Source organism: Synechococcus lacustris str. Tous (assembly GCF_003011125.1).
Lineage (GTDB): Bacteria > Cyanobacteriota > Cyanobacteriia > PCC-6307 > Cyanobiaceae > Synechococcus_D > Synechococcus_D lacustris.
Genome location: NZ_PXVC01000004.1, coordinates 1 through 23,688 on the forward strand (window position 1 = coordinate 1; position 23,688 = coordinate 23,688).

At 49.2% G+C, this 23,688-nt stretch carries 25 protein-coding genes and 3 pseudogenes; 16 read left to right on the plus strand and 12 right to left on the minus strand.

From position 1 onward, the window contains the following. The 3 genes and pseudogenes from C7K08_RS16290 to C7K08_RS01590 form a co-directional block, all read right to left on the minus strand. A pseudogene (locus C7K08_RS16290) lies at positions 1-252 on the minus strand (hypothetical protein); the annotation flags it as partial. Positions 253-265: 13 nt separating this feature from the next. Continuing rightward, entirely contained in the window at positions 266-1,111 is an 846-nt protein-coding gene (locus C7K08_RS01585) for an efflux RND transporter periplasmic adaptor subunit (protein WP_106498995.1), read from the minus strand. 73 nt (positions 1,112-1,184) lie between these two features. After that, positions 1,185-1,919, minus strand: coding sequence for a phycocyanobilin:ferredoxin oxidoreductase (locus C7K08_RS01590; protein ID WP_106498906.1), 735 nt, complete (start codon positions 1,917-1,919; stop codon positions 1,185-1,187). A gap of 114 nt (positions 1,920-2,033) precedes the next feature. Here C7K08_RS01590 and C7K08_RS01595 point away from each other — a divergent pair, with 114 nt between their 5' ends. Further along, the gene (locus tag C7K08_RS01595) at positions 2,034-3,254 is read left to right on the plus strand and encodes a M16 family metallopeptidase (protein ID WP_106498907.1); all 1,221 of its coding nucleotides are present in this window, start codon (positions 2,034-2,036) and stop codon (positions 3,252-3,254) included. 41 nt (positions 3,255-3,295) lie between these two features. Continuing rightward, positions 3,296-4,522 (plus strand): M16 family metallopeptidase, encoded by a 1,227-nt coding sequence (locus C7K08_RS01600; protein ID WP_106498908.1) that lies wholly within the window; start codon positions 3,296-3,298, stop codon positions 4,520-4,522. On the opposite strand, the gene C7K08_RS01605 is transcribed toward C7K08_RS01600, so the two are convergent. Next, positions 4,491-4,781, minus strand: a complete 291-nt coding sequence (locus C7K08_RS01605; protein WP_341272123.1) for an NAD(P)H dehydrogenase assembly family protein — start codon at positions 4,779-4,781, stop codon at positions 4,491-4,493. The genes C7K08_RS01600 and C7K08_RS01605 overlap by 32 nt on opposite strands. A gap of 15 nt (positions 4,782-4,796) precedes the next feature. Here C7K08_RS01605 and C7K08_RS01610 point away from each other — a divergent pair, with 15 nt between their 5' ends. The 6 genes and pseudogenes from C7K08_RS01610 to C7K08_RS16715 all read left to right on the plus strand — a co-directional run bounded on the left by C7K08_RS01610 (position 4,797) and on the right by C7K08_RS16715 (position 9,566). Next, positions 4,797-5,372, plus strand: coding sequence for a biotin transporter BioY (locus tag C7K08_RS01610; RefSeq protein WP_106498997.1), 576 nt, complete (start codon positions 4,797-4,799; stop codon positions 5,370-5,372). Next, a complete protein-coding gene (gene lspA, locus C7K08_RS01615; RefSeq protein WP_106498909.1) occupies positions 5,369-5,833 on the plus strand; it encodes a signal peptidase II in 465 nt (154 codons plus the stop codon). The genes C7K08_RS01610 and lspA overlap by 4 nt, the downstream gene beginning before the upstream one ends. Beyond that, a pseudogene (locus C7K08_RS16700) lies at positions 5,833-6,825 on the plus strand (FHA domain-containing protein); the annotation flags it as partial. The gene lspA and the pseudogene C7K08_RS16700, both read left to right, overlap by 1 nt. Before the next feature lie 9 nt (positions 6,826-6,834). Continuing rightward, positions 6,835-7,959 carry a transglycosylase domain-containing protein gene (locus C7K08_RS16705; protein WP_341272124.1) on the plus strand — a complete coding sequence of 375 codons (1,125 nt, stop codon included), beginning with the start codon at positions 6,835-6,837 and terminating at the stop codon, positions 7,957-7,959. After that, positions 7,959-8,717, plus strand: a pseudogene (locus C7K08_RS16710) (Era-like GTP-binding protein); the annotation flags it as partial. The gene C7K08_RS16705 and the pseudogene C7K08_RS16710, both read left to right, overlap by 1 nt. 144 nt (positions 8,718-8,861) lie before the next feature. Further along, positions 8,862-9,566, plus strand: coding sequence for a YcjF family protein (locus C7K08_RS16715; RefSeq protein ID WP_341272125.1), 705 nt, complete (start codon positions 8,862-8,864; stop codon positions 9,564-9,566). 51 nt (positions 9,567-9,617) lie between these two features. On the opposite strand, the gene C7K08_RS16760 is transcribed toward C7K08_RS16715, so the two are convergent. Then, positions 9,618-11,024, minus strand: coding sequence for a pyridoxal phosphate-dependent decarboxylase family protein (locus C7K08_RS16760; RefSeq protein ID WP_106498912.1), 1,407 nt, complete (start codon positions 11,022-11,024; stop codon positions 9,618-9,620). A gap of 11 nt (positions 11,025-11,035) precedes the next feature. Between C7K08_RS16760 and C7K08_RS01635 the strand changes: the two genes are divergently transcribed. Beyond that, positions 11,036-11,530 (plus strand): nucleoside deaminase, encoded by a 495-nt coding sequence (locus C7K08_RS01635; protein WP_106498913.1) that lies wholly within the window; start codon positions 11,036-11,038, stop codon positions 11,528-11,530. On the opposite strand, the gene C7K08_RS01640 is transcribed toward C7K08_RS01635, so the two are convergent. Both C7K08_RS01640 and C7K08_RS01645 read right to left on the minus strand, forming a co-directional pair. After that, positions 11,475-12,665, minus strand: coding sequence for a pyridoxal-phosphate-dependent aminotransferase family protein (locus C7K08_RS01640; RefSeq protein ID WP_241536957.1), 1,191 nt, complete (start codon positions 12,663-12,665; stop codon positions 11,475-11,477). The two genes, C7K08_RS01635 and C7K08_RS01640, sit on opposite strands and share 56 nt — an antisense overlap. A 45-nt stretch (positions 12,666-12,710) precedes the next feature. Then, on the minus strand, positions 12,711-13,229 hold the full coding sequence (locus C7K08_RS01645) for a globin family protein (RefSeq protein ID WP_106498999.1): 519 nt from the start codon (positions 13,227-13,229) through the stop codon (positions 12,711-12,713). A 155-nt stretch (positions 13,230-13,384) separates the two neighbouring features. Between C7K08_RS01645 and C7K08_RS01650 the strand changes: the two genes are divergently transcribed. The 3 genes from C7K08_RS01650 (at position 13,385) to C7K08_RS01660 (ending at position 15,458) form a co-directional block, all read left to right on the plus strand. Then, the gene (locus tag C7K08_RS01650; protein ID WP_106498914.1) at positions 13,385-14,446 is read left to right on the plus strand and encodes a methyltransferase domain-containing protein; all 1,062 of its coding nucleotides are present in this window, start codon (positions 13,385-13,387) and stop codon (positions 14,444-14,446) included. A 121-nt stretch (positions 14,447-14,567) separates the two neighbouring features. Next, positions 14,568-14,918 carry a copper-binding protein gene (locus C7K08_RS16065; RefSeq protein WP_193464802.1) on the plus strand — a complete coding sequence of 117 codons (351 nt, stop codon included), beginning with the start codon at positions 14,568-14,570 and terminating at the stop codon, positions 14,916-14,918. Positions 14,919-15,194: 276 nt separating this feature from the next. Continuing rightward, entirely contained in the window at positions 15,195-15,458 is a 264-nt protein-coding gene (locus tag C7K08_RS01660) for a DUF6439 family protein (RefSeq protein WP_106498915.1), read from the plus strand. On the opposite strand, the gene C7K08_RS01665 is transcribed toward C7K08_RS01660, so the two are convergent. After that, the gene (locus tag C7K08_RS01665) at positions 15,455-15,862 is read right to left on the minus strand and encodes an ATP-binding protein (protein ID WP_106498916.1); all 408 of its coding nucleotides are present in this window, start codon (positions 15,860-15,862) and stop codon (positions 15,455-15,457) included. The genes C7K08_RS01660 and C7K08_RS01665 overlap by 4 nt on opposite strands. Before the next feature lie 28 nt (positions 15,863-15,890). Then, complete coding sequence (locus tag C7K08_RS01670; protein ID WP_106498917.1) at positions 15,891-16,595, minus strand: GUN4 domain-containing protein; 705 nt, start codon at positions 16,593-16,595, stop codon at positions 15,891-15,893. 29 nt (positions 16,596-16,624) lie between these two features. Between C7K08_RS01670 and mnmH the strand changes: the two genes are divergently transcribed. From mnmH to C7K08_RS01690, 4 genes are read left to right on the plus strand one after another with little or no spacing between them, the layout of a single operon-like run. Next, entirely contained in the window at positions 16,625-17,620 is a 996-nt protein-coding gene (gene mnmH, locus C7K08_RS01675; protein WP_241536958.1) for a tRNA 2-selenouridine(34) synthase MnmH, read from the plus strand. Between the two features lie 24 nt (positions 17,621-17,644). Beyond that, entirely contained in the window at positions 17,645-17,983 is a 339-nt protein-coding gene (gene psb28 / locus C7K08_RS01680; RefSeq protein WP_106498919.1) for a photosystem II reaction center protein Psb28, read from the plus strand. Further along, a complete protein-coding gene (locus C7K08_RS01685; RefSeq protein WP_423218671.1) occupies positions 17,958-18,986 on the plus strand; it encodes an AI-2E family transporter in 1,029 nt (342 codons plus the stop codon). Before psb28 ends, C7K08_RS01685 begins: the two co-directional genes overlap by 26 nt. Continuing rightward, positions 18,983-20,050 (plus strand): AI-2E family transporter, encoded by a 1,068-nt coding sequence (locus C7K08_RS01690; protein ID WP_106498920.1) that lies wholly within the window; start codon positions 18,983-18,985, stop codon positions 20,048-20,050. Before C7K08_RS01685 ends, C7K08_RS01690 begins: the two co-directional genes overlap by 4 nt. A gap of 147 nt (positions 20,051-20,197) precedes the next feature. Here C7K08_RS01690 and secF read toward each other — a convergent pair whose 3' ends face one another. The 3 genes from secF to C7K08_RS01705 are packed head-to-tail and all read right to left on the minus strand — an operon-like array spanning position 20,198 to position 23,594. Continuing rightward, positions 20,198-21,166, minus strand: a complete 969-nt coding sequence (secF, locus tag C7K08_RS01695) for a protein translocase subunit SecF (RefSeq protein WP_106498921.1) — start codon at positions 21,164-21,166, stop codon at positions 20,198-20,200. Beyond that, positions 21,163-22,620: a protein translocase subunit SecD gene (gene secD / locus C7K08_RS01700; protein ID WP_106498922.1), complete on the minus strand. Its 1,458-nt coding sequence runs from the start codon at positions 22,618-22,620 to the stop codon at positions 21,163-21,165. Before secD ends, secF begins: the two co-directional genes overlap by 4 nt. Continuing rightward, positions 22,617-23,594, minus strand: a complete 978-nt coding sequence (locus C7K08_RS01705; protein ID WP_106498923.1) for an alpha-ketoacid dehydrogenase subunit beta — start codon at positions 23,592-23,594, stop codon at positions 22,617-22,619. Before C7K08_RS01705 ends, secD begins: the two co-directional genes overlap by 4 nt. Between the last annotated feature and the right edge of the window lie 94 nt (positions 23,595-23,688).

Here is a 23,688-nt window from a genome sequence, read left to right on the forward strand (position 1 = left end):
GAACTCATGGAGCGAGGGCTGGTTAGAACCAAATCGGCATCAAAGAGGCGGTGAATAGTTACACTTGCATTCAAAGAGGCGGTGAATAGTTACACTTGCATCAAACAATCCATCCCTGAAACCAAGCTGCATAAACATCAATATCCCGGCAAAACTAATCCCAGCAAGGGCGATTGCTAAGCGAACGGGTTGACGGGTAAGCAAAAGCCAAGCTAGGGGTATTTTTCTTTTCCGCCAAATGATTAAGAACATGATTTTAAAGCCACTAAGGAGCTAAATTGCCAATAACTTTTAGGCCAGAAAGTTTTTCAACCTTCTTGCGATCAGATGGAATCAAACTAATCCTAACGSTTACCACCCTAGCGTCGGTATCAGMGGTTGGATCGGTTGATAAAATATCTCTTTGTTTAACCTGTGGGTCGATCCGAAAAACCCTACCAACTAGATAWTCTGAAAAGCCTCCATTTTCGCTGCGCAACTTAGCAAGCTGACCAATTCGAACACGATCAATGTCACTTTCGTATACTTCAAGCTCCGCTTCCATTTCGTTGCTTTGGCCGATATCTAGAACACCCTTWACTCCTGGTCTTTCGCCACTGCGAGCGTGGATTTGTAGAATTGTTCCGGCAAACGGTGCACGCAATTCTGTGAAGGGTAGCTTCACTTCCTGCCGTTGTAATTCAGCTAGCGCAGTTATAAGTTGTTGATCGATCTCGAGTAATTTTAATTGTCTTGATTCAAGCCCCTCCAAAGACACAACACCCTGCTGTTGCAATTTCCGGTAACGGGATAGTTCAACCCTTAGCAGACGTTGTCTTTCCCTCAGGCTGCTGATGCTGGCCCTGGCCAGAGCTAAATCGGCTTGCGCRTCAATTTTGCTATCAAAACTTGCYAGCAGCGCCCCAGCCTGCACCTGATCACCCACRTCMACGTGGAGCACTGAAACGCGGGGCGTAGTGCCCATGGCACCACTGGGTGCCGCCAGGCGGCGCACATCTCCGGCGGGTAGCAATCGGCCCAGGGCGGTAACACCAAGGGGGCGATCGGGCTTGTTTGCCGGTTTGAGTGCGGTTTTASTGGCAGGAGCGGGGAAAAGCCTGATGCTTGCCATGCTTCCAATTGCCACCAACAGGCCGGCYCCAGCAAGCCMCAACAACCATCTACGCCTCGATTTTTTCACGGCTTCAGCCACTGGGGTGTTCTGCCGGAGGCAGKGGGTCGTCGAAGAGGAGATTCTGAATGTAATTCTCTGCCCAYTGTGGATTAAATGCCGCCTCCAGAACCCTTCTGGTTTTATCGTTTCGCCTTTGCTGTTGGCAATAGTGCAATTGCCCCTGATATCGCCTTTGGCTATCTGGATGATCRGGCGACTGGGGCATGCTCAGCCTTAGCTGTTCTAAAAAAACCTGGTGAAATGCCAACAGATCAGTTAAAAACCAATSCTCTTCAATAGAAGAAGTTGGCCGCACAAACAACACCTGGGAGGAGAAAATTGTTCCCCAAGGTGGCACTTCCCTCACCTGGGAATAATTATTGCGTTTAATTTTTTGCAAGCCTGCTTTTATGGCTGGAGGCAAATCATCATTGGTGGGGGACAAATCAACAATTGCAGCTGAAATGCCAGCTCTGCCAGCAACGATATCAGCGCCAAATAAAGGTAGATTAAAACAGGGATCTGGGAACATTACACAGTGTAGAATGTCTAGATTTCTGCCGATATGAGCCGTTTCAAGATGAATTTTACGAATTCCACGGCAGCGTAGTAATTCATTATTGATGGCCATTTCATCACCTTCCAGTTCGCCGCGCACCTCACGGAGGTTTGCCTCCAAGGGTAGGGCCGCAACCTCTGGCAGATCCTTCCAAAGGGGAAGGAGGGATTGGGCGATGCGATCTACCAATGGATGGGGTGCATTCATCTGCCGCAATACGCAGTTTCTGGAGCCTAAGGGCCACCGGCCAGACCATGATGGCTCTTAAGCGTTGCTAGAGCCCTGATTAATTCTCGCTTTGCCCTTGGCTTTCCGGCACCAATGGAGCTTCAGCTCGCAAATGGTTGCTCGGTTACTTGCCTCCCCCAGCATGATTCTTCGGTTGTTTGTCTTGATTTTTGGTGCCAGGCAGGTAGTGCCATGGAGCAGGAGGGGGAAAGCGGCATAGCCCATTTCCTTGAGCACATGGTTTTCAAGGGAAATGAACGGCTGCCCCCAGGGGCATTTGATCTCCAAATCGAATTCCTAGGCGGCTCTAGCAATGCTGCCACCGGCTACGACGAGGTTCACTACCACTTGATTATTCCGGCCTCAGGCATTGCCGTTGCCTGGGAATTACTTCCCCAATTGGTATTGGAGCCAGGTTTGGAGCTGAAGGAATTTCAAATGGAGCGCCTGGTGGTGCTCGAGGAGCTCTCCCAAAGCGAGGATCAACCAGAGGAGGTTGCCTTTCAGGCGTTAATGCAACTCGCCTGTGGCAGCCACCCCTACGGCAGGCCGATTCTTGGCTTGCGCTCCGATCTAGTTAGCCATCAACCAGATGGAATGCGTAATTTTCAGCAACGTCACTACAAGGCGGCAAACTGCAGCATCGCCGTAGGCGGCTGTTTTGATCCAGAAAAGTTGYTGARCTGGCTAGGTGCTGGACCAATGGGCAGCCTTGATCCTGGCTCTGCAGTGGACACACCAGATGATTTGTTGTTGTTTTGGCAACCGRGGGAGCATTTGTTGCGTKTACCCCGTTTGGAATCGGCTCGACTCCTAGTGGCATGGCCCGCACCTCCGGCCTCAGATCCCCAAGCCCTAATGGGCATAGACCTTTGGGCCAGTGCCCTTGCTGAGGGCCGCTCATCCAGGCTGGTAAAACATCTGCGWGAAGAGCTTCAGTTGGTTGAATCAATCGATGTGGAGGTTCATCCCCTAGAGCGGGGCAGTTTGGTGATCCTTGAGGCGGTTACCGATCTGGAACACCTATCAAAGGTTCGATTGGAATTGCAAAAGTTGCTTAAAGAAGCCCAGGAGGGACTTGGCAAGCTTGAACTTGAGCGCTCAAAACGCATGGTGGCAAATGGCTATACCTTTGGCCTTGAAGCGATCAGTCAAGTAACCCATCACCTGGGGCAAGCGAGCCTGCAAAGGCGCCTATGTGCATTGGATCAACCATTGCGATGGCTTGAGGAATGGGATTTAACAAGGCTTCAAGCCCTTTCAGGCCGCTGGGATTTGCAATCCGCCTGCCTGCTTGAAGTAATCCCTGCTTGAACTAATCCCCGCATGAACAAATTCCCAACAACAATTCAGCCATGAAATCAGTTGAGCTGATCCATCAACCAGGGGCTCCAATCCTTTCGGCTCGAATTGTTTTACCCCTAGGCAGCATCCTCGACCCGATTGGCATGAAGGGTCGTCAGCAGCTCCTAGCTGGAGTGCTAACGCGCGGCTGCGCAGAATTCAATGCTGAAAAATTCGCAAGTTTCGTGGAAAGCCATGGCGCAAATTTACGCTGTGAAGCCGGAGAAGACCTGCTTGTTATTGCACTCAAATGCAATCGAATTGATGCAAATTCAATGGTGCCATTAATACTTGCGATGCTTGAAAGCCCCCATTGCAATGAAGAGCAGATAAATTTAGAACGAGATCTTAATATTCAGATGCTGAAAAGACTTCAGGAGGATCCTTTTCAGCTATGCMATGACAAATTAAAGCCATTACTTTTTGATGATGGACCCTATAGCAGTGATCCCATTGGCTTCAAGCAAGATCTAAAAAATATTAAACAAAAWAATCTACTAGAGACATCTAAACAGCTAACATGCAGAAAAGCACTGCTYGTTTTAGCTGGAGACCCCCCAGCAGAACTAATTAAAAACTGCAGAGAGAGATTAAACCTATGGAACAATGWACCAATTAGTGCACCAGAACCCAATCCAGAGCCAGCACTTAATTTTGCTTCTGTTGTTTGCAACACTGAGCAGGTGGTTCTAATGATGGGCTTTCGAACTGTAGGCATTGATAATACAGACTCCCTAATGCTTAGGCTGCTTCAAGTGCACCTTGGAGTTGGCATGAGTTGCCGCCTATTTCAGGTGATTCGAGAGGAGCGAGGTTTGGCCTACGACGTTGGTGTGGAATTGATGATGCGTAGATCAAATTCACCAATGGTTTGGCATCTTTCCTGTGCTGTTGGTAGGGCATGCGAAGCCCTAGATGCACTATTAGCAGAATGGCAAAATATTATTCAAGCTCCGATATCAGAGGCTGAACTGCAGCTTGCCGTTGCAAAACTAAARGGGATGGAAGCATTGAGCCGCGAAACTGGAGGCCAAAGAGCCGACCGATTAGCAATGCTCCTCAGCTATGGCTTGCCAGCAGATCACAACGAAATTTGCTTGAAAAAACTTGATCGGATAGAACCAGCTSAATTGCTTGCAGCAGCTCAACGCTGGCTACAAARGGCAAATTTAAGCATTTGCGGACCCAGCTCTGCGATTAAAGAACTCAAACAGCATTGGCAGAGGGCTCAACGTTAGAGCTCAGGGAACTAACCGGCAGTAAAAACGTRCCCCTACGGAATTTAACGGCCCTCTGTTGCATCGCATGGATCGCAACCACTTCRCCCTGCTCRTTTAGGTCTACCAGATCTGCGGGCCGCAGTACGGGCATGGCAGCTGCGGTTTTCAACCAGGGCTGTTGAACCTGGAGTTTTACSAGGCTGCCAACGGCAAAAATTGCTTCTGATGGGTCAGTCAATGTTGAAGAGATCCTTGGAGTGGTGCAGGATGGCGGCAATTACATGGGTTGAGCTTGCGCGCCCTCTTGAACTGGTGGGGAGCCTTAGTTGGGCTTCTGCTTATTCTCACCGGTGGATTGCTCCAACCGGCTATGCCTTGGTGGAGTCCCCAGGCTGGTTTCGGCTTCCATGATTTACCAATAACGGCCCAGGTGCCCGCTTTACTACTAACRGCACTTGTGTGCGGCCCCCGATCGGGAATGCTTGCTGCGGTGGCCTACCTAAGCCTTGGGCTCAGCGTAATACCTGTTTTTCAAGAGGGCGGAGGCCTTGCTTACCTGCAACAACCTTCATTCGGATACCTGGCTGGTTTCATACCAGCAGCCTGGTTATGCGGACGTTTAGCAAAACAGCCAGGTATGGACTCCCTCGAGCATTTAACTGGCACTGCCTGCCTCGGAGTTCTCACAATCCAGCTATGCGGGTTACTTAATTTGGGTTTGGGTAGCCTCGCCCGCCGCTGGGGAGAGAGCCTGCCCCAGCTGCTGATTACCTACAGCCTGATGCCCCTTCCGGCCCAGTTGTTGCTCTGTTGTGTTGTTGGAGTGATGGCCAGGTTGCTGCGGCCTCTATTGCTGGTRAACCGGTGAACAAGCTTTTAAAAGGGCGACGCATCAGCATTKGCCTTGCAATTGGCGTAGTACTKCTGGATCAGTGGAGTAAGTATTGGGTGCTACGCAATTTGGGGGCGGGTAGGGAGGCGGTTTTGTTCCCTGGTTTGATTGATTTGCGCCTGGTRTGGAACAACGGAGCCGCCTTCAGCTTGTTTCCCCAAGGGGCTGCCTGGCTTGGCTTAATCAGCTTTGGMGTTGCGATTTTTTTGCTGCTATGGCTATGGCGCAGGGGAAGCCAGTGGMGCTTGCTGCAACTTTTGGCGGTGGGCTGGCTATTGGGAGGAACAATCGGCAACGGATTAGATAGGTGGCGGYTTGGGGCGGTTGTGGACTTTCTTGATTTTGTGCCAATTAGCTTTCCTGTTTTTAATCTTGCTGATGTAGCTATTAATTTAGCTGTGCTTTCACTGTTGATTAATAACTTGAGGCGGAATTGATGAACCTGGCGGAACTTTGGATTCATCAACATGGAGAAGYGAGCATTTGCCACCCTTTATATGGGCAGATATACCGAATTGGCCGTGATTGCGATGGAGAGATAGTTGTTAATCACCCTGCCGTATCAAAGCGCCACGCTTTACTTGAGCTAAAAGGTCGCCACTGGCATCTCAGMGATAATGGTTCAACCAATGGCCTTAGCTGGCAGGGTTGTTCAATCAAAACAATTAAATTGCAAAATGGAGATCTAATTCGCTTAGGACCAGCCTCTGCAGAAAATGTACCAGAARTAGAATTYCGCCAACTGAATGTTCGACCCTGGATWAATAAAGGGTTTAAAATTTTYAGCATTGCATCCCTCGGAACAGGGTTATTTGGWTTAYTTTTGCTCGTTATTGGCAGCGTGAGTGTGCCCGTAAGGGGCAGCTTAGCWCCTGTTCGTGGTCCGATGGTTCTTTACGATCGCAATAATCGTCCCCTATCAAGCTCAAATAGCAGTGGACACCAAGAATTATCTGGATTAAATAGTTTTTCACCTCATTTAATYAAAGCACTTCTTGCCAGCGAAGATAATCGTTTTTGGTGGCATCCAGGCATTGATCCCATCGGCACATCAAGGGCCTTATTAACAAATTTACTYGGCGGCAAAGTACTTGAAGGCGGCAGTACTCTCACCCAACAATTAGCYAGAAGYTTATATCCCGAACAGGTGGGCCAAGGCGAAACCCTAGGTAGGAAATGGAGAGAATTAATGGTTGCATTRCAACTAGAGGCACGATTTAGTAAACGGGATTTACTGCTAAGTTATTTAAATAGAGTATACTTAGGMGTTGGATGGGGCTTTGAAGATGCTGCTCAATTATATTTTAATAGAGCAGCTAAAGATCTATCATTAGARCAAGCSGCACTACTGGTTGGYTTACTGCCTTCACCAAATGGCAATGATCCATGTGCCTTTCCCCAAGATGCCCTGAGCGCCCGCAATGGGGTGCTMACAAAGATGGCGGCGGAGGGTGTTGTTGCAAACGATGTGGTCCGTCGTGCTAGACGCACCCCTGTGGTTTTGGCAGCGCGGGCATGCGCCGCAAGGGAACGCAAGCCAGCTCCCTTTTATTCAGATCAGGTATATCGTGATCTAGAGAATTTGCTTGGTTCAGAGGTTGCTGGCGAGGGAAATTTCCTTGTTGATACAAATCTAGATCCAGTGCTTCAAGAAGTAGTGGAAACAAAATTGCGCGAATACCTGCAACCCGGCAATGGTTGGGGTGTGGAACAGGGGGCTGTTGTAGTGATCGATAGCCGTAACGGGGCCGTATTGAGCTTGGTTGGTGGAAGGGATTACAACACAAGTCAATTCAAYCGGGCCACCCAAGCCCTTAGGCAACCGGGTAGCACTTTTAAATTAATGACTTACTTGGTAGCCCTTGAGCGGGGCTTAAAACCAGATGATGCTGTTAGTTGTGCACCCCTAGATTGGGGTGGCCAAAGTTTTACGGCTGGCTGCGCTGGCAGTTTGGCCTTAAGCCAAGCCTTTGCCAGTAGCAGTAATACAGCAGCTTTGAGATTAGGTCGCCGTTACGGATTAGATGCTGTAGTTAAAAAAGCCCGTGATCTTGGCATCACAACACCGCTAGCAGCTGTTCCTGGTTTGGTGTTGGGCCAGAGCGAAACCAAACTAATTGAAATGACTGCTGCCTACGCAGCCATTGCCAATAACGGTATTTGGCAACAACCAACCACGATCAGAAGGCTCACGGATGCTGAACCCTGTGCAAATTCAGGTAAGGCTTGCCGCCAACCATCCCAAACCAGATCGAATAATCGCCGGGTAGTAAGTGTGAAGCAAGCYCAATTAATGCAAGCKTTACTGAGGGGGGTGGTGCAGTGGGGYACTGGTAATGCMGCTTCCCTTGGGGGGGCAGAGGGTGGCAAAACTGGCACCACCAATGATGGGCGAGATCTACTTTTTATTGGCTTTGAACCCAGCCGCCACTGGGTGATGGGAATTTGGCTGGGCAACGATAACAGCACTCCMACGGCAGCAAGCAGTGCTTTAGCAGCCCAACTTTGGGCAGATATCATTCGCAGCGCCGGTAGAGGCAGCACAAACGCTGAAGCCCGTTGATGAAAGCACCTCGGCCATGGCTTCTGGTGGTTGGTTTAYTACTTGCCATCGTTATTCTCTCAATTGTTTTGCAAGCTGTTAAYAGTTTGCTKTGGCAATTAAGCTATTGGTTRCCGAGTTGGTTGGTTGGTCCCACATTATTACTTCTCGTTGCAGCAATAGGTCTTTCAATTTATCCACTGTTAAAGCCATGGTTGGGACCAAGGCTAAGAAATTCAAAATTAGAATTACCCAAGGCAGCATCAAACCGCGGCGAAGCCGCGCAACAAAATCTTAACGCCCTGGATCAACAATTAACACAACTTAAGGATCTGGTTGCGAGAGAAGCATTGCTAAAACGCCGCCTAGAAGTTGAGACAWACCTTAAAAAGGGTGACTTAATAGTTGTATTTTTTGGTAGTGGATCTAGCGGTAAAACTTCAYTAATTCGCGCCCTTTTAAATGATCRAATTGGTGAGGTTGGTGCGGTAATGGGTAGTACAAAGATCAGCACAAACTATTTAATGCGCCTRCAGGGCATGCAACGATCAATTCAATTGCGCGATACCCCYGGCATTCTTGAATCAGGAGCCATTGGCCTAGAGCGAGAGCAGCAGGCTAGGGCTGAAGCAACTCGCGGAGATTTATTGGTATTTGTTGTTGATAGTGATCTCCGATCTAGTGAATTTGAAGTRTTACAAGCACTCGCTCAAATGGGAAAGCGTATGCTTTTAGTGTTAAAYAAATGTGATCTTCGTGGCGAAAGTGAAGAACAGCGTTTAYTGCATTTATTACGCSTTCGCTGYAGCGGATTAATTAGAAATGATGATGTTGTAAGTGCCAGTGGTGCGCCGCAATCAATTCCCCAACCTGGTGGAAAACCACTGCAGCCAGCTGCAGAAATCAATCGACTTTTAAACAGATTGGCCCAACTGCTCCGCGAGGAGGGAGAAGATTTACTTGCCGACAACATTCTTTTGCAAAGCAGTCGTCTTTCAGCGATTTCAGAAGAGCTTCTTGACAAACAGCGTTATCGAGAATCAATGCAAATTGTWGAACGCTATGGCTGGATTGGCGCTGGTGCCATCGCCTTAACCCCCCTGCCAGGGCTTGATTTGCTTGCAACRGCCGCCGTAAATGCCCAGATGGTTATTGAAATTGGCCAGATTTAYGGRGTAACCATGAGCAAAAATCAGGGACAACAATTAGCCCTATCCCTGGGGCGAACCTTAGGCAGCCTTGGCCTGGTGAAGGGGGGGGCCGGATTRATTGGCACTGCCATGGGTTTAAACCTGCCCGCATTGCTCGCCTCGAAGGCWATYCAAGCTGTTACCGGTGCTTGGCTAACCCGCTTAGCCGGTAAAAGCTTCATMAGCTATTTCCGCCAACAACAAGACTGGGGCGATGGCGGAATAGCTGCTGTTGTTCGCGAGCAATACGACCTAGAGCGGCGCGACCTTGATCTCAAACGCTTCCTTGAAGAAGCCCTGGCTCGGGTTGTGGAACCGCTGAAACAGCAGGTGCAACAATTACCGCCCCGCCGAGGGCCTCGGGAGGTGGTGGAAGAAGGGGGCCCTGGCGATCCAGTAAAAAAACCACCAACAAATAAACCACCGCAATGGCAATAGATATAACGCCMGTGCTTATTGCWACCCAGCGGCCCCTTTTATTTTCCTGTTTCATATCAATGATTTTTTAACAACAGAAGCCAACTGCTGCAAATGYTCGGAACTTGTATAGGGATTACCGAGAACAGCCTTTAAAAGTGGCAGTTCACGCCAATTTGGCTTRGATAGCCAAWAATTAGATCTTAACAATTCCCTATGACATCTATCGCGCCAGGCAACCTGGTTTTCWGATTCYATTCCCGAGGCRGTAAAACTAAGGAGATGTAAATCACCAGCTAATAACTGCAATGGCATAGACTCAAGCAAATTKCGCAATATTGAGGCACGGGAAAAAGCAGATTGCAAAATATTTTCAATACCTTCAAGGCCCAGATACTGCAAACTCATCCACAATTTCAACACCTCAGCCCCCCGGGTTCCTTGTAAACCTAATTCACCGCCCTGRCTAACCAWAGGCGGCTCCATATAGGGAAGKCCAGTGGAAAAACTATTTTTTAAATGGGCTGGATCCTTTAAAAGCAGCAGTGAGGAAGGCTTGCTAACACCAAGTAGTTTTTGTGGRTTCAAGCTAACTGAATCAGCTAAACCAATCCCTTCAACTCGCCAGCGTTCACTCTCAACTAARGCGCACACRCCACCGATTGCACCATCCACATGCAGCCATACCYCTGCAGATTTACACAATGCTGCCATGTCTCCTATGGGATCCACCAGTCCTTGAATGGTGGTACCTGCAGTGGCAACAACGGCAAGGATCGGTAAGCCAAGCTTTTGAGCTTTATCAAWAGCRGCAGCWACTTCARTTGCCTTTAACCGCCCCTGGCTATCCAGTGGCAATCGCCATAGACAATCAGCCCCTATGCCCATAACCGCCAGCGCCTTGTTTAATGACACATGGGAAGCGGCTCCTGTAATAACAACACAATTTGAGTGTTTTTGYAGTTGAGCTGCCTGGCGCGCGCAAACAAGGGCCATCAGGTTGCTTAAACTTCCACCGCTGGCAGGCACCCCTGAGGCAAGATCACCAAGCCCGATYTCACGGGCGATCCAGCTGCACAARCTGCGCTCYAATCKACTTAAAGATGGGGAGAGTTCCTCMGCYAGAAGGTTGTTATTMAGCCCTGCTGCAATCATCTCAGCGCAAATTGAAACCCCTAGGGAAGGGGGATCAAGGTGGGCCAATGCGCCCGGATGATTAGGCCTATAGGCACCATCCATCAACCCGGCGAGATCACACCAGAGCTGCTCCATCGACTTACCARCATYACCCGGTTCCGCGAGGGGTTGAACGCTTAGAGCGGGCCTAGGTCCGTGGTTATTTGTTGCCTCTAGCCAATCACAAAGTATTTTGCTCCCATGGCCGAGCAATTCCCCCAAGGCGCCCTGGGTTTCATCTGGGCCTGGGAAAGCTCTGGGAAGTCCTGGGGCTTGCAAGCCATTGATCCGTTGATCAACCATTGTGATGGTTAATGGAAACACCCATCAMCATCTGGATGGAGCGGCTGTTGAGGCTGGCTGCAGCTGCTGGCGGTTGCGGGGAGATACCTGTTGCTGCAGTGGTGCTCGACCCAMTGGGAAGGGCGATYGGCTGGGGCAGTAACCGGCGCGAAAAAGAACAAAACCCGCTTGGCCATGCCGAATTGGTTGCCCTGCGCCAGGCAAGCCTGAGCAGCTCCACCTGGCGGTTTAATCAGCACACCCTGATAGTTACCTTGGAGCCCTGCCCGATGTGTGCCGGGGCCCTTGTTCAAGCGCGAATGGGCCATGTGGTGTTTGGTGCTTGTGATCCCAAGCGCGGCGCATTGGGGAGCTGTTTGGATCTTGCTAACAACGCCAGTGCCCATCACCACATGGAGGTAACTGGCGGAGTTTTGGCTGATCAATGTGAGGAGCTACTGGTTAGCTGGTTTAGGCAGCGACGCGGCCAGTACGGAAGATTGGCAGCTCAAGTTCAAGCAAATTAAGCAACAAATCAACATTCGCTGGGGTGCTGTTAGTGCCCATCAGGCCAACGCGCCACACCTCACCGGCAAGGCTCCCTAAMCCATTGCCGATCTCAAYCCCATGTTTATTTAGCARATGGGCGGAAAAGGCTTTGCCATCAATACCAGCGGGRATTCTTACGGTGGTGAGGGTTGGCAGGCGAAGGGAATGGGGCACGTGCAGTTCAAGGCCTAATTCCTCTAGCCCAAGCCACATTTTTTCGCTATTGCTGCGGTGGCGAGCCCAGGCATTTTCCAAACCCTCTTCACAGAGCAGCCTGAGTGCCTCCCGCAAACCAAAATTCATATTTACCGGCGCTGTGTGGTGGTAAGTGCGATCTTTGCCCCAATAAGACTTCAAACCAGACATATCTAAATACCAATTTGGAACCTTGCCCTTGCGCCGTTCAATCTTTTCCTCAGCCCTCGGCCCCATGGTGAATGGCCCCAGGCCCGGGGGGCAACTCAGGCCCTTCTGGCTACAGCTGTARGCCAAATCAACCTGGGCTTCGTCGAGCTTGAGGGGKACAGCACCAAGGGATGTAACGGTGTCGAGWATGAGCAGGCAGTTGTTTTCGCGGCAAAGGGCGCCAATGCCSTCAAGGGGTTGGCACACACCTGTGGAAGTTTCGGCATGCACTAAGGCAAACACCGCCGGCCTGTGTTGTTTGATGGCTGCTGCTATTTGCTCGAGCGCCAAGGCTTCACCCCAGGGAGCTTCAAGAACCTGCACATCTGCTCCGTAGCGGTTGCACATATCCACCAAGCGCAAACCGAAATAACCAATCACCCCAACAAGGACACGATCTCCTGGTTCAACGGTGTTTGCAATGGTTGCTTCCATGGCGGCACTGCCGGTACCGCTAACTGGAATCGTGATCCTGTTATCGGTTTGCCAGGCRTAGCGCAGCATTTCCTGCACTTCGTTCATCAGCTCTAGATAAAGCGGATCCAGGTGGCTGAGGGGGGGCCTGGCCATGGCCTGCAACACAGTGGGATCTGCATTTGATGGACCTGGCCCCAACAACAGGCGATTAGGCGTRGMRATCGGATCTAGCCGTAAACGATGGGACGCACTCACGGTCTCTTTCACAGTGGAGAGCGGGGAATCGTTCACGCGACTAGACAAGAATTGAGGATGTGAGACTAACCATTGGCCGATTCAACGGCCATTCAAATTTGTTTCGGCAAGGTTTTTTGCCATGTGCTCAAAGGGGGCGCGAGCCAAAGTTGGATCACTGAAGCCTGTGGCAGCCAACTTTTCACTTAATACGTCTGCCATTAAAAGAATGCCCCTTGCCGTGGGGCCTGTGGGCACACCCAGGGACTTGTAGGTGTCGTTKAGCCCATTAAGCACCCTTTCGTTCAACACCTGCCAATCACCGGCCACGAGGGCRTAGGAGCCATAGCGCAGGAAATAGTCGAGATCCCTAAGGCAGGCGGATAAACGGCGGGTGGTGTAAGCATTGCCACCGGGMAGTAACAGTTCKGGATCAGCAAGCCAAAGGCGTTGACTGGCTTCCCGGATGATTTCAGCCGCATCSGCATTAATGATTGCTACCGCAGCCARCCGCAGGCTTGATTCAGCGAAATAAGCCTCAAGGCGATCCAACGCTGAGCGGTCGAAATAGCGACCCTGTTGGTCGTAACGGCCGATCAAWCCGGTGATCGCATCTTGCATRGCATCAAGACCAGTGGCCAAAAGCTATCACCCGCAATGCTTTTGCAGCGCCWAAGCCGCCTTGTTTGCCTAGATCYGACAGAAACGGTTACTTGAATCTCGCGGCCAAGCGGCAAATCCGCTGAAATGTGAGYAGTTAATTACACCCCCCATCGATGGCGGCTTCGGTTACCAAGATCGCTTACCAAACCATGCAGCAGGGCAAAAGCTTGCTTGGTATTGCCCACAAACAAGTGAGCACCCAATTGATGGATCTGGTGGCGCCCAAGGCAAATGCTGAAACAATCCCGATAAGAGCCGAAACCYTGCAAGCCTTGCGCACCAGCATGGATTACCTGCTTGAAAGGGATTGGCTAGAGGCAGAACAAGGCTTGTATCCCACCAGCCAATTATTCGATGCCCCATGGCTGGATTGGATGCTGCGCTACCCACTGGTGTGGCTTGATTTGCCAAACATTTGGAACCGCAGGCTGCGCCGGGATGTGCGAGATCTTCCCAACAACGTTGACATCAGCAATTTYCCCGACTACTACCTGCAGAATTTTCACCAYCAAACCGATGGTTACCTCAGCGATCGTTCAGCTGAGCTATAYGACCTGCAGGTGGAATTGCTGTTTAACGGCACGGCAGATGCCATGCGCCGCAGGATCCTGAAGCCATTAAAAGAACGCCTATCAAGGGCAAATTTGGCTAGTGGYGCCCTAAGAATTCTTGATGTGGCCAGCGGCACTGGCCGCACCCTTAGGCAATTAAGAGGTGCATTTAGCAGCGCCCAATTGGTGGGCTTGGATTTATCAAATGCCTACCTACGCCAAGCAAACCGMTGGTTATCTCAATTGCCCGGTGAACTGCCCCAGCTGGTGCAGGGAAATGCGGAGGCATTGCCKTTTCAAAATGAATCCATGCAAGCGGTTAGTTGCGTTTTCCTTTTGCATGAGCTTCCYGCGGAAGCCCGTGAGGCAGTGCTAGCTGAAGCCTTCCGAGTTTTAGTGCCAGGCGGCGTGCTTGTTCTGGCTGATTCAGTGCAGTTGGCCGATAGCCCGCAATTTCAGCCTGTTATGGAAAATTTCCGCAGGGTGTTCCATGAGCCCTATTACCGCGATTACATCGGCGATCAGATCGAAACTCGCCTAAGCAGGGTTGGTTTTACTGAGATCAAAGGAGAAACCTGGTTTATGACACGCATCTGGTGCGCTAGTAAGCCTGAGATTGGCTAGAAAAACGGATGTCCGTGCCCAGTTTTCCACAGGCTTAGGTTCAAGAAACGAAACAAGAAATGGAAAAAACTTGTAAAGGATCTCCCCATCCGTTCAAATGGTGGTGTGCCTGAGGCTRTTGATGACCAACCCATTCCGGGTTAGATGGCTTGAAGGTTGGACCTTCCAAACCGTGTTAATCGGTGGAAGAGCCCTGATCGAAGCCCATGGCTTTGGGGTTTGCCTCCGCACTGAAATTGAGCAGGGTGAAAGCCCTAGGGAAGCTGCCGATCGCTTGGTTCTTGTGGAAGACCGTTTAAGGCGYTCCCTCCGCAATGCCTGGATGCGTGGTCCGCAACATCTAYTGCAAACCGTTATCGATACCGAAACTGCAGACGACGTGCAGTTGCACGACGATCTAGCCCGCAGCGCCCAACACCTGCAGCCTTCAATATCACCTCGTCAAGAAGTAATGCAGGGCTTGAGACGCTAGGAAACCAGCGCCACCCCAACGCATTGCTCGCCAAAACTTGCCATCACCAWCTGATTGCCAGGGCTGGTTACTTATMAATATTTTTAGAAATTGTTTRCGTTGATGCAAACGTCTTTGGAATGGAGTTTTTAAYGGATACTTTGAAATAATTTTTGAATCATAGAGTATGGAATTGATAGCAGCCAATTTATGGAGCCACTGAAGCGGTTTTAGTATTTTTCYTGCTGCCATCACAGCGAACCTAATAGGATTTTGTTAACCACAAAATAGCCTGCCATGCCGGATTTTTCAGCTGATACRGAGCTTTTAAACCTATCGGAAGCTGCCAAGGAGCTCCATGATCTTTTAAAAATAAGCGATCGTGATTGGCATCATTTAAAAACCGATCCGCATAGGCGAGCCAGCGAGCAAATCTCAGCGGCCCTTATCCATGCCCTGCAAGCCAATGGCCCTGGTGATCAAGCAGCTGTTGAATTATTGGAGAGCGCTTTGCGTTGGCTCAAACGAGAACAACGGGATCCCGGTTGCCCCCGTTCCTAACGGCGTTTTGCCATTTGCACCCGGTTACCTCTCGGGCTCCAGCGCACGTCATCAAAACATTGATGCATCAAATACAAGCCCCTGCCTGATAAGGCATCTAAACARTGGGGTAGATRGGCASAGCGCAATTGCTGGGGCAAACCACAACCTTGGTCTTGCACCTGCCATACAAACCAGTTMGGCATCATGATCCTACGAACCCTCAAAATCTTGAGGGGATCTCCGCCGTTACCGTGGCGAACAGCGTTTACGAGCGCCTCCTGCAAACCAAGCTGGATTAAATCTTTATCYGCCTCTGGTACCGGTTCCAACAACAACTCCAAAAGCGGCTGTAGGGCCAAGGTGGAAGTTGTGCTGAATTCACACCAGCGCCAGCGTTGGCAAGAAGTTTGAGCCTGGTTCATCAGGCGCCCATTGCGCAGCGATTCGATCCTATGCAGAGCCAGGCCCTAAGTCGAGGCCGGGATGTTTCAAGATTGCATCAAGTAAGCGAACACCACGCAATTGATTCACGAGGGGCATATGCCCCTCTGGTGCCCCATGGGACCAGTTGAAGTTTTTGGGATAGCGGGTCCAAACACCGTTTGCTTTCCAAGCAATCAACTGCCARAGKTTTTCCCAGTTGCCAGATACGCTGYTMAGKAGTTGCTTTTGCACACGAAAACCAAATCTTCCATTGCTATAGAGCCACCAGAGGGCATCCATGTGRGCCAAAAGATTTGGTTTGAAATTTGCCACCTCGCTGAAATACACATACCCCCTCGCCACAGCCTCCGGCCCCGCCATCTCCCTKAGCAAAGAACTAGTTAGCCGATCTGAAAGCTCAAGCTGCTCGAGCAACAAGGCATCCTGTAGCTGTTCAAATAAGTTGGCAAAACCCTCTGGGCATGGCAACCAGCCCCGCGGAAAGCGGATCTTGATTTCAGCCAACATTTCTGAATCCCTTGCCAATAGGCGCAGTAGAGATCCACTCGCCCAGGAATTTGCCTGCCTTGGTTGAGTGAGCAACCTCTCCCAGATCAGCTCCCTAAGCTCAAATGCCTGCGATTGAAGCTGTGCCCAACAACGCAGTTGCTGTCGCTCGGTGCCTGCAAGGAAAAGCTCAAGCAGYTCATCGGAACGTGGACCAGTCAACATCACAAAACAGGCCAGAGGTAAGTATTGCAGTGAATGCTTTTCTGGCTAACCCTGCCCCTCTTTTAGACGTGCGCAGCCCAGGTGAATATGAGCAGGCCCATATTCCAGGGGCAAAAAACCTGCCGCTTTTCTCTAATGAGGAACGAGCTGCCGTGGGTAGCTGCTTCAAGCGGGAKGGTTCAAAAGYAGCCGTAAAGCTTGGTTTGGAACTGGTGGCACCCCGTTTGCYAGAGCTTGCCAACCAATTGGAAGCTGAGGCGRAWAAMGGGCATCTAAGGCTTTATTGCTGGCGGGGTGGCATGAGAAGTAGCAGCGTTGCTTGGCTCGCTAAAACCGTTGGCATTGATGTTCAGCTTTTAGCTGGGGGTTACAAGAGTTTCCGCAACTGGGCCCTAGCCCAATTTGAGCTGAGTTGGCCKATATGCCTATTGGGTGGAGGCACAGGTAGTGGCAAAACAGCTGTTTTGCAGGCCCTGGCAAAAAGGGGAGCTGCGGTGGTGGATCTGGAGAAATTGGCCAATCACCGCGGCAGCAGCTTTGGCGGCCTTGGCTTACCRAAACAGCCAAGCGTGGAACAWTTTGAAAATTGCCTAGCGATTGAATTAAGGGGCGTAAAYGGCATGGCACCGCTCTGGCTTGAGGCGGAGAGTGCCCAGGTGGGACGCTGCCGAATTCCAMATGGCATCTGGAAGCAAATGCAACTAGCTCCGCTAGTGGTGCTTGAGCGCCCCAAGGAGGAGCGCATTGCCATGCTGGTGGAGGTTTATGGCASCCAGTGCCCGAAGGGATTAATTGAGGCAACCGAACGGCTTAGCCGCAAGCTCGGTCCCCAACGAACAGCCACAGCGCTGAGCAGCATTCGCAATGGTGATCTCAGCAGAGCCTGCGCTGAAATCTTGGATTACTACGACCGCTCCTACACCAGTGAACTAGCTCGGCGCCAATCGAGCATTGAACGGCTTGATGGGGGCGGTAAAAGTATTGAAAATATTGCTCAGCTGCTGATGGAGCTKSGGGCTGCTTAAGCTTCTCGCTTTAGAWGGGATGAAATGGCAGCAGCAATTCAATTTTTCCGAGGAGTTGATGAGCCGGTGGTACCTGATATCAGGCTYACCCGTTCCCGCGACGGCATGACAGGCCAAGCACTCTTCGTTTTTGAGGAGCCAAATGCCCTCGCCCCTGAAGCGATCGGCGACATCACAGGCATGTTTTTGCTGGATGARGAAGGGGAGCTCATAACCCGTGACGTGAAGGCACGCTTTGTAAACGGAAAGGCGAGTGCCCTAGAGGCCACCTATACATGGAAAAGCGAGGCAGACTTCGAGCGTTTTATGCGCTTTGCTGAGCGCTATGCAGAAAGCCATGAACTTGGATTCAACCAAAGCTGAAGCTGGCATGGGATTTGCCAGCTGGTGCGGCCTGTTGGCACTACTRGCAGCCTTGGGCATTTGCTGGCAATTGCGGGAACTACTGATCCAACTATTTGGCGCGGTTGTTATTGCCGTAGCTCTGTGTGGCTTGGTGTCAAAAGTGGAGCAGCAGTTTTGCCTGAAACGATGGCAAGCCCTGTTAATTAGTTTATTTGTAATTTTTTCATTAGCGATTCTACTTACGGCTCTATTAGTACCACCATTTGTTGAACAGTTTAGCGAACTGCTTACACAATTACCAAAAGCACTTTCCTATCTAGCCAAATTAAGCAACACATTTTTGCTGCGTATTGGCCAAAGCAATGATTTCAATATTAGTGGTGGCGTTAAACCATTGCTTGGATTTGCCGGAAATCTAGGGGCCGCAGCGCTGCAAACCCTCTTCGTGCTTGCCGTGGCAGTGATGATTACCGCCCAACCCAGTGGCTATCACCAAGTTGCTGTTTCCTTAGCTCCATCCTTCTATAGAAAACGWTTCAGCCTTGTGCTAATCAGCTGCGGAAAAGCGCTGAAAAGCTGGATGTTTGGCGTTCTTATTAGTTCAATATGCGTAGCTATTCTAGCCTTCATTGGCTTAAGTTTACTTGGTATAAAGCTTACAATTGCCAATGCAATCCTTGCTGGGATSTTGAATGTAATCCCAAATGTTGGCCCAACAATWGGTACAATTTTCCCCATGGCTGTAGCCMTWCTKCAATCCCCCTGGAAAGCTGTGGCAGTGYTAGTTCTTTATGTGTTTATTCAAAATATGGAAAGCTATGTGATAACACCTTCGGTAATGCATCATCAACTTAAATTATTGCCAGGGCTAACCCTTGCTGCACAAGTKGCMTTTACRTTAATTTTTGGCCCGATCGGTTTATTACTTGCCTTACCCCTTGCCGTTTGTATGCAAGTTTTGATCAGGGATCTACTCATCAATGATTTTCTTGATGGCCTAAAAAGGCCCTTGGGAGCATGAAAAATAATCAACGGAGTTTTAATTGGCCAGCTCTGCTTGGAAGCATTGCCCTGATTTGCCTTGGGGTGCTTGCCTGGGAGCTGCGCTGGGTGTTACTTGTACTATTTGGTGCAATTGTAATGGCAGTTGCTTTAGATGTGCCAGTTCAATTCATTATTAAACGCTTAAAACTAAAAAGACCTTTAGCCATTGCAGTTGTAGTGGTTCTGATTGCTTTTATCAGTTGGGAACTAGGCACGCTTCTKTTGCCAGAATTGCTTGAGCAAATAAAAACACTTAACCAATTAGTKCCAATACTAGTGCAAAGGCTTTTTCTACTCACAGGAGACATACAAGGCCTTAATGATATCCAAAAATCATTTAGCTCCCTAGGTTCAATCGCAAGCTTGCAACGTTTACAGCCATTGGGKAGTCAATTACTAGGTTTGGCTGGAGGCGCAGCAAATAGTTCAATTCAGCTGATATTAATGACATTACTAGCTATTTTGCTTTGTTTAGATCCTTCAAGTCATACACGACTAATAATTTCATCAAGCCCAAGATTTTACCGGCAACACACCAAAAGACTTTTAGCAGAATGCAGAGAGGCCCTTGGCGGCTGGTTGGCGGGCATGACAATTTCKGCTTCAYTGGTATTTGTTGTTACATGGGCAGGCCTGGYATGGCTAAAGGTTCCCCTWGCGTTACTTAGCGGCTTAATTTGTGGGATTCTCACTTTTGTACCCACCATTGGTCCAACTGTAGCCACCCTTGTKCCGGCTGCTGTTGCACTWTTAATATCACCTTTACTTAGCTTGCAGGTAATTATCATGAGGCTTGTTATTCAAAATGCTGAAGCATTTTTGGTAACACCAATACTTTTAAAGCGCACTGTAAATCTWCTACCCACAGTTGCCCTGATGGCACAGTTGAGCCTTGGTGCTCTCCTCGGACTGCCGGGTGTGCTGCTCGCRCTACCATCAGTTGTGGTTTTACAAGTTCTACTAGAGGAAATATTTGTTAAAGAGATTATGGATCGCTGGACTTTAAGGTCACTTGTGCATGAAAGAACCARTAGGGAATAATTATTAGAACTAAGGATGCAAGTTTATGAGTAAAAATAGCATAGAAAAAACTTGTCCARGTGAAATGCTGGTAGAGCAARATTATTTCAGAACGAAGTTCTAAYAAAGCCARCAACCATAATGTTGTGGCAAAAAGTTTTCTAAAACTCACGCTTGAAGCTCTGCAGTATTGGCAGCAGAMCCCCTATTSGGAAGCTTGCCGCCAAGCAGGGGCAACAATGGTGGAATCAAACCAATGCTCGACCAACCACCAATKAGAACACCAACAAGTAAGGCAACAGCAAACCAGTAAAGACTTTCACCGCCAAATAATATCAAGGCTATTATTGGTAGTATTGTTGAAGTTATTGTATAGAAAGACCTTTTAAGTGTGCCGGCAACCGCTCGGTCTACTTGATCCTCAACGCTAAGATTGGGAAGCACCTGTTGTTGTTCGCGAATACGATCAAAAATAACCACGGTATCATTTACTGAATAGCCAGCTATTGTAAGAAGCGCAACTACAAACAAACTATCAACTTCTACCCCAGCCAATAATCCAAGCCAAGCAAATAATCCCGTGGTTAAAATAACATCATGGGTYAAACACATCAATGCCATTGCAGCATAGAGGCGGGCATAACGCAAAGAGATATAAATAGCTATGCCAGCAAAACTAACTATTAGTGCTAGTAAACTGCTGCGCAATAGCTGAGATCCCAATAATGGTCCAATTGTATTTATTTGGGTACCGCTGGCTTGTATTGGTCCGAGCAGGCGATCAAGGCTTTCAACTACTGCTCCRCTCTCAGCTGGGCTAAGGGCCGCAGTGCGTACGCTGATTGCTTTKCCTGAATCAAGGCTTTGCACAACAGCGCCGCTTGGTAGATCCTTTCGCARTTCCTCAGTGGAAAAACTTTTACAAGCAGGGCTGCAGATCCTTTCAACTTGGATTAATGTGCCACCTGTAAAATCCAAGCCGGGCCTTAATGGGGCATGGATCGGCGAAAGCCAAGACAACATCAAGCCCAGCAAGCTAATAAATAGCAGGAAAACAGTTAGAACCATGCAGAAACGCCGGTATCTATTTATTCGGAAAGATGGCTCACGTAGCAGAGCACCGCTGGAAGATGTCATGGCTGAGTTGGGGAGCCCAAGAAAAATTCAGGGCGACGAAGGGCTGGATAACTAAGTACAAGGCGTAAAAGGGTACGGCTACAGGTGAGGGCAGTAAACAAACTAAGCAGTACACCAACTGCGAGGGTTACTGCAAAGCCTCGAACAAGGCCCGTACCAAGCCAAGCGAGGGCAGCGCAGCTGATCAAGGTGGTTATRTGKCCATCAAATATTGATGAAAAGGCCCTAGAAAATCCAACATCAACTGATCTAAACAAACTATTACCATCTTGGAGTTCTTCTTTTGTACGTTCAAAGATAAGAATATTTGCATCCACAGCCATGCCCACTGAAAGTATAAAACCAGCGATACCTGGCAGGGTTAGAGTTACTGGAATAAGTGCATAAACGGCAAGATTGAAAAGTGCATACAAACACAACGCAAGAACAGCAACAAAACCAGGCAACCTATAAATAACAACCATAAATATACCAACCAAAACTATACCTAAAATTGCTGCAACTAAACTATTGCGAACATTTTCCGCACCAAGCGTGGGACCAACGGAGCGATTTTCAACTATTTCAACTGGTAAGGGCAAGGCACCACCCCTTAATTGCACTTCCAAATCCCTGGCCTGTTCAGCGCTGAATTGACCTGTGATACTTGCGGCACCGCCTGTGATTCCAGCGGTGGCAAATTGCGGACCAACGCTTGCTTCACTGATAGACCTACCATCAAGCATTATCCCTAAAAGCCTATTAGTGCCGGCAATAGATTTTGTTAATGCTGCGAATTCATCACCACCAACCCTGTCAAACCTCAGGGTTACTTCCCAAGCCTGGCTATTAGGTTGTTGCTGCCTACCAGCATCAATCAAGTGGGTACCGGTGAAAGCTGGTGGCTCAAATAGACTAACAATTCTGCGATTAGTATCTAATAGWATTGCCTTTAGYTGATCTAGTTCTGATGCKTCGGMGGAGCTTTTTATATCTAAGGTTTTCAGCAAATCCTTTAGGGAATCATCYTGAACGGATTCTGCTTTACCAGTGCCTGTTAATTGGTCAATTTTAGCTTCAAGCAAACGCTTCAATCTCATCAAACCAGTCATTTCTTGTTCAGTGCCAGGTTTTTGAGCTCTGAACTCCAACATCGCTGTTGTGCCAAGAACTTCRGCTGCCCTACGGGGGTCCTGGACCCCTGGAAGTTGAACCACAATGCGATCATCGCCGGAGGTTGTAACCGTGGCTTCAGAAACACCTAGGCCATTAACCCTCCTTTCAAGCACATCTTTAACAGCTTCTAGTTTTGTTGGCTCAATTTTTTTAATCGTACCTGCAGGTTTKATCAGRAGTGTTAATTGTGTGCCGCCTCTTAAATCAAGACCAAGTGAAAGTGGTAAACTACGTAAAACCAATACGCTTCCTATTGCAAGGGCAAGAATTAGAGCGAGCCAGCCTTGCGATTTAGTCATCGCTGTACCATCGATTTAACCGTAGATACAATCTGATGGGGTTGAATTATAGTTAGATTTTCTAATTTTCCATTATAGGGCGTGGGAATATCCTGGCTTGATAAGCGCACTGGGGCTGCATCTAATTCATCAAAACAATTTTCAATAATTAATGCAATCAGCTCGGCACCGATGCCGCCAGTTTTCATGCATTCTTCAACAATAACCACCCTGTGGGTTTTTGAAATGGATTTCTTGATTAAATCCATATCAAAGGGTTTTAGGCTAACTAAATCAATGAGTTCTGGGTTGTAGCCAGCCTCCTCCAACTGCTTAACAGCAGCCAAGCAATGGTGGCGCATGCGCGAATAGGTTAGGATTGTAATATCTTCCCCTTCTCTAACAAGTTCCGCTTTATCCAAGGCGCAGGTATAATCACCYTCAGGTATATCCTCACTTAAATTATATAGTAATACATGTTCAAAAAATAGAACTGGATTGTTGTCGCGAATGGCAGCTTTCATTAGGCCCTTCGCATTGGTTGGAGTGCTACACGCAACTATCTTTATGCCAGGAACTGCATGAAAATAGGCCTCTAGGCGTTGGCTGTGCTCCGCCCCCAATTGCCTACCAACGCCCCCCGGTCCCCTAACAACTGTGGGGATCGTGAAATTACCGCCACTGGTGTAGCGCAACATCCCCATRTTGTTTGAAATCTGATTAAAGGCAAGCAATAAGAAACCCATATTCATGCCTTCCACTATTGGTCGCAACCCAGTCATCGCAGCTCCCACGGCCATGCCCGTGAAGCTGTTTTCWGCAATCGGCGTATCAAGAACCCTTAATTCGCCATATTTCTCGTATAGATCTTTTGTAACYTTGTAGGAGCCCCCGTATTGGCCCACATCTTCACCCATCACACATACATATGGGTTTAGGGCCATCTCCTCATCGATGGCATCGCGCAAGGCATTGAAAAGAAGGGTCTCAGCCACAGAACTCAGGGCACGTAGAAAGCCGGAAAATTTCGGCTGGGAGCCAACCTATCAGCGGATAAGAGCCCTAGCCTCCTGCCGCAAAGGTTGTGAG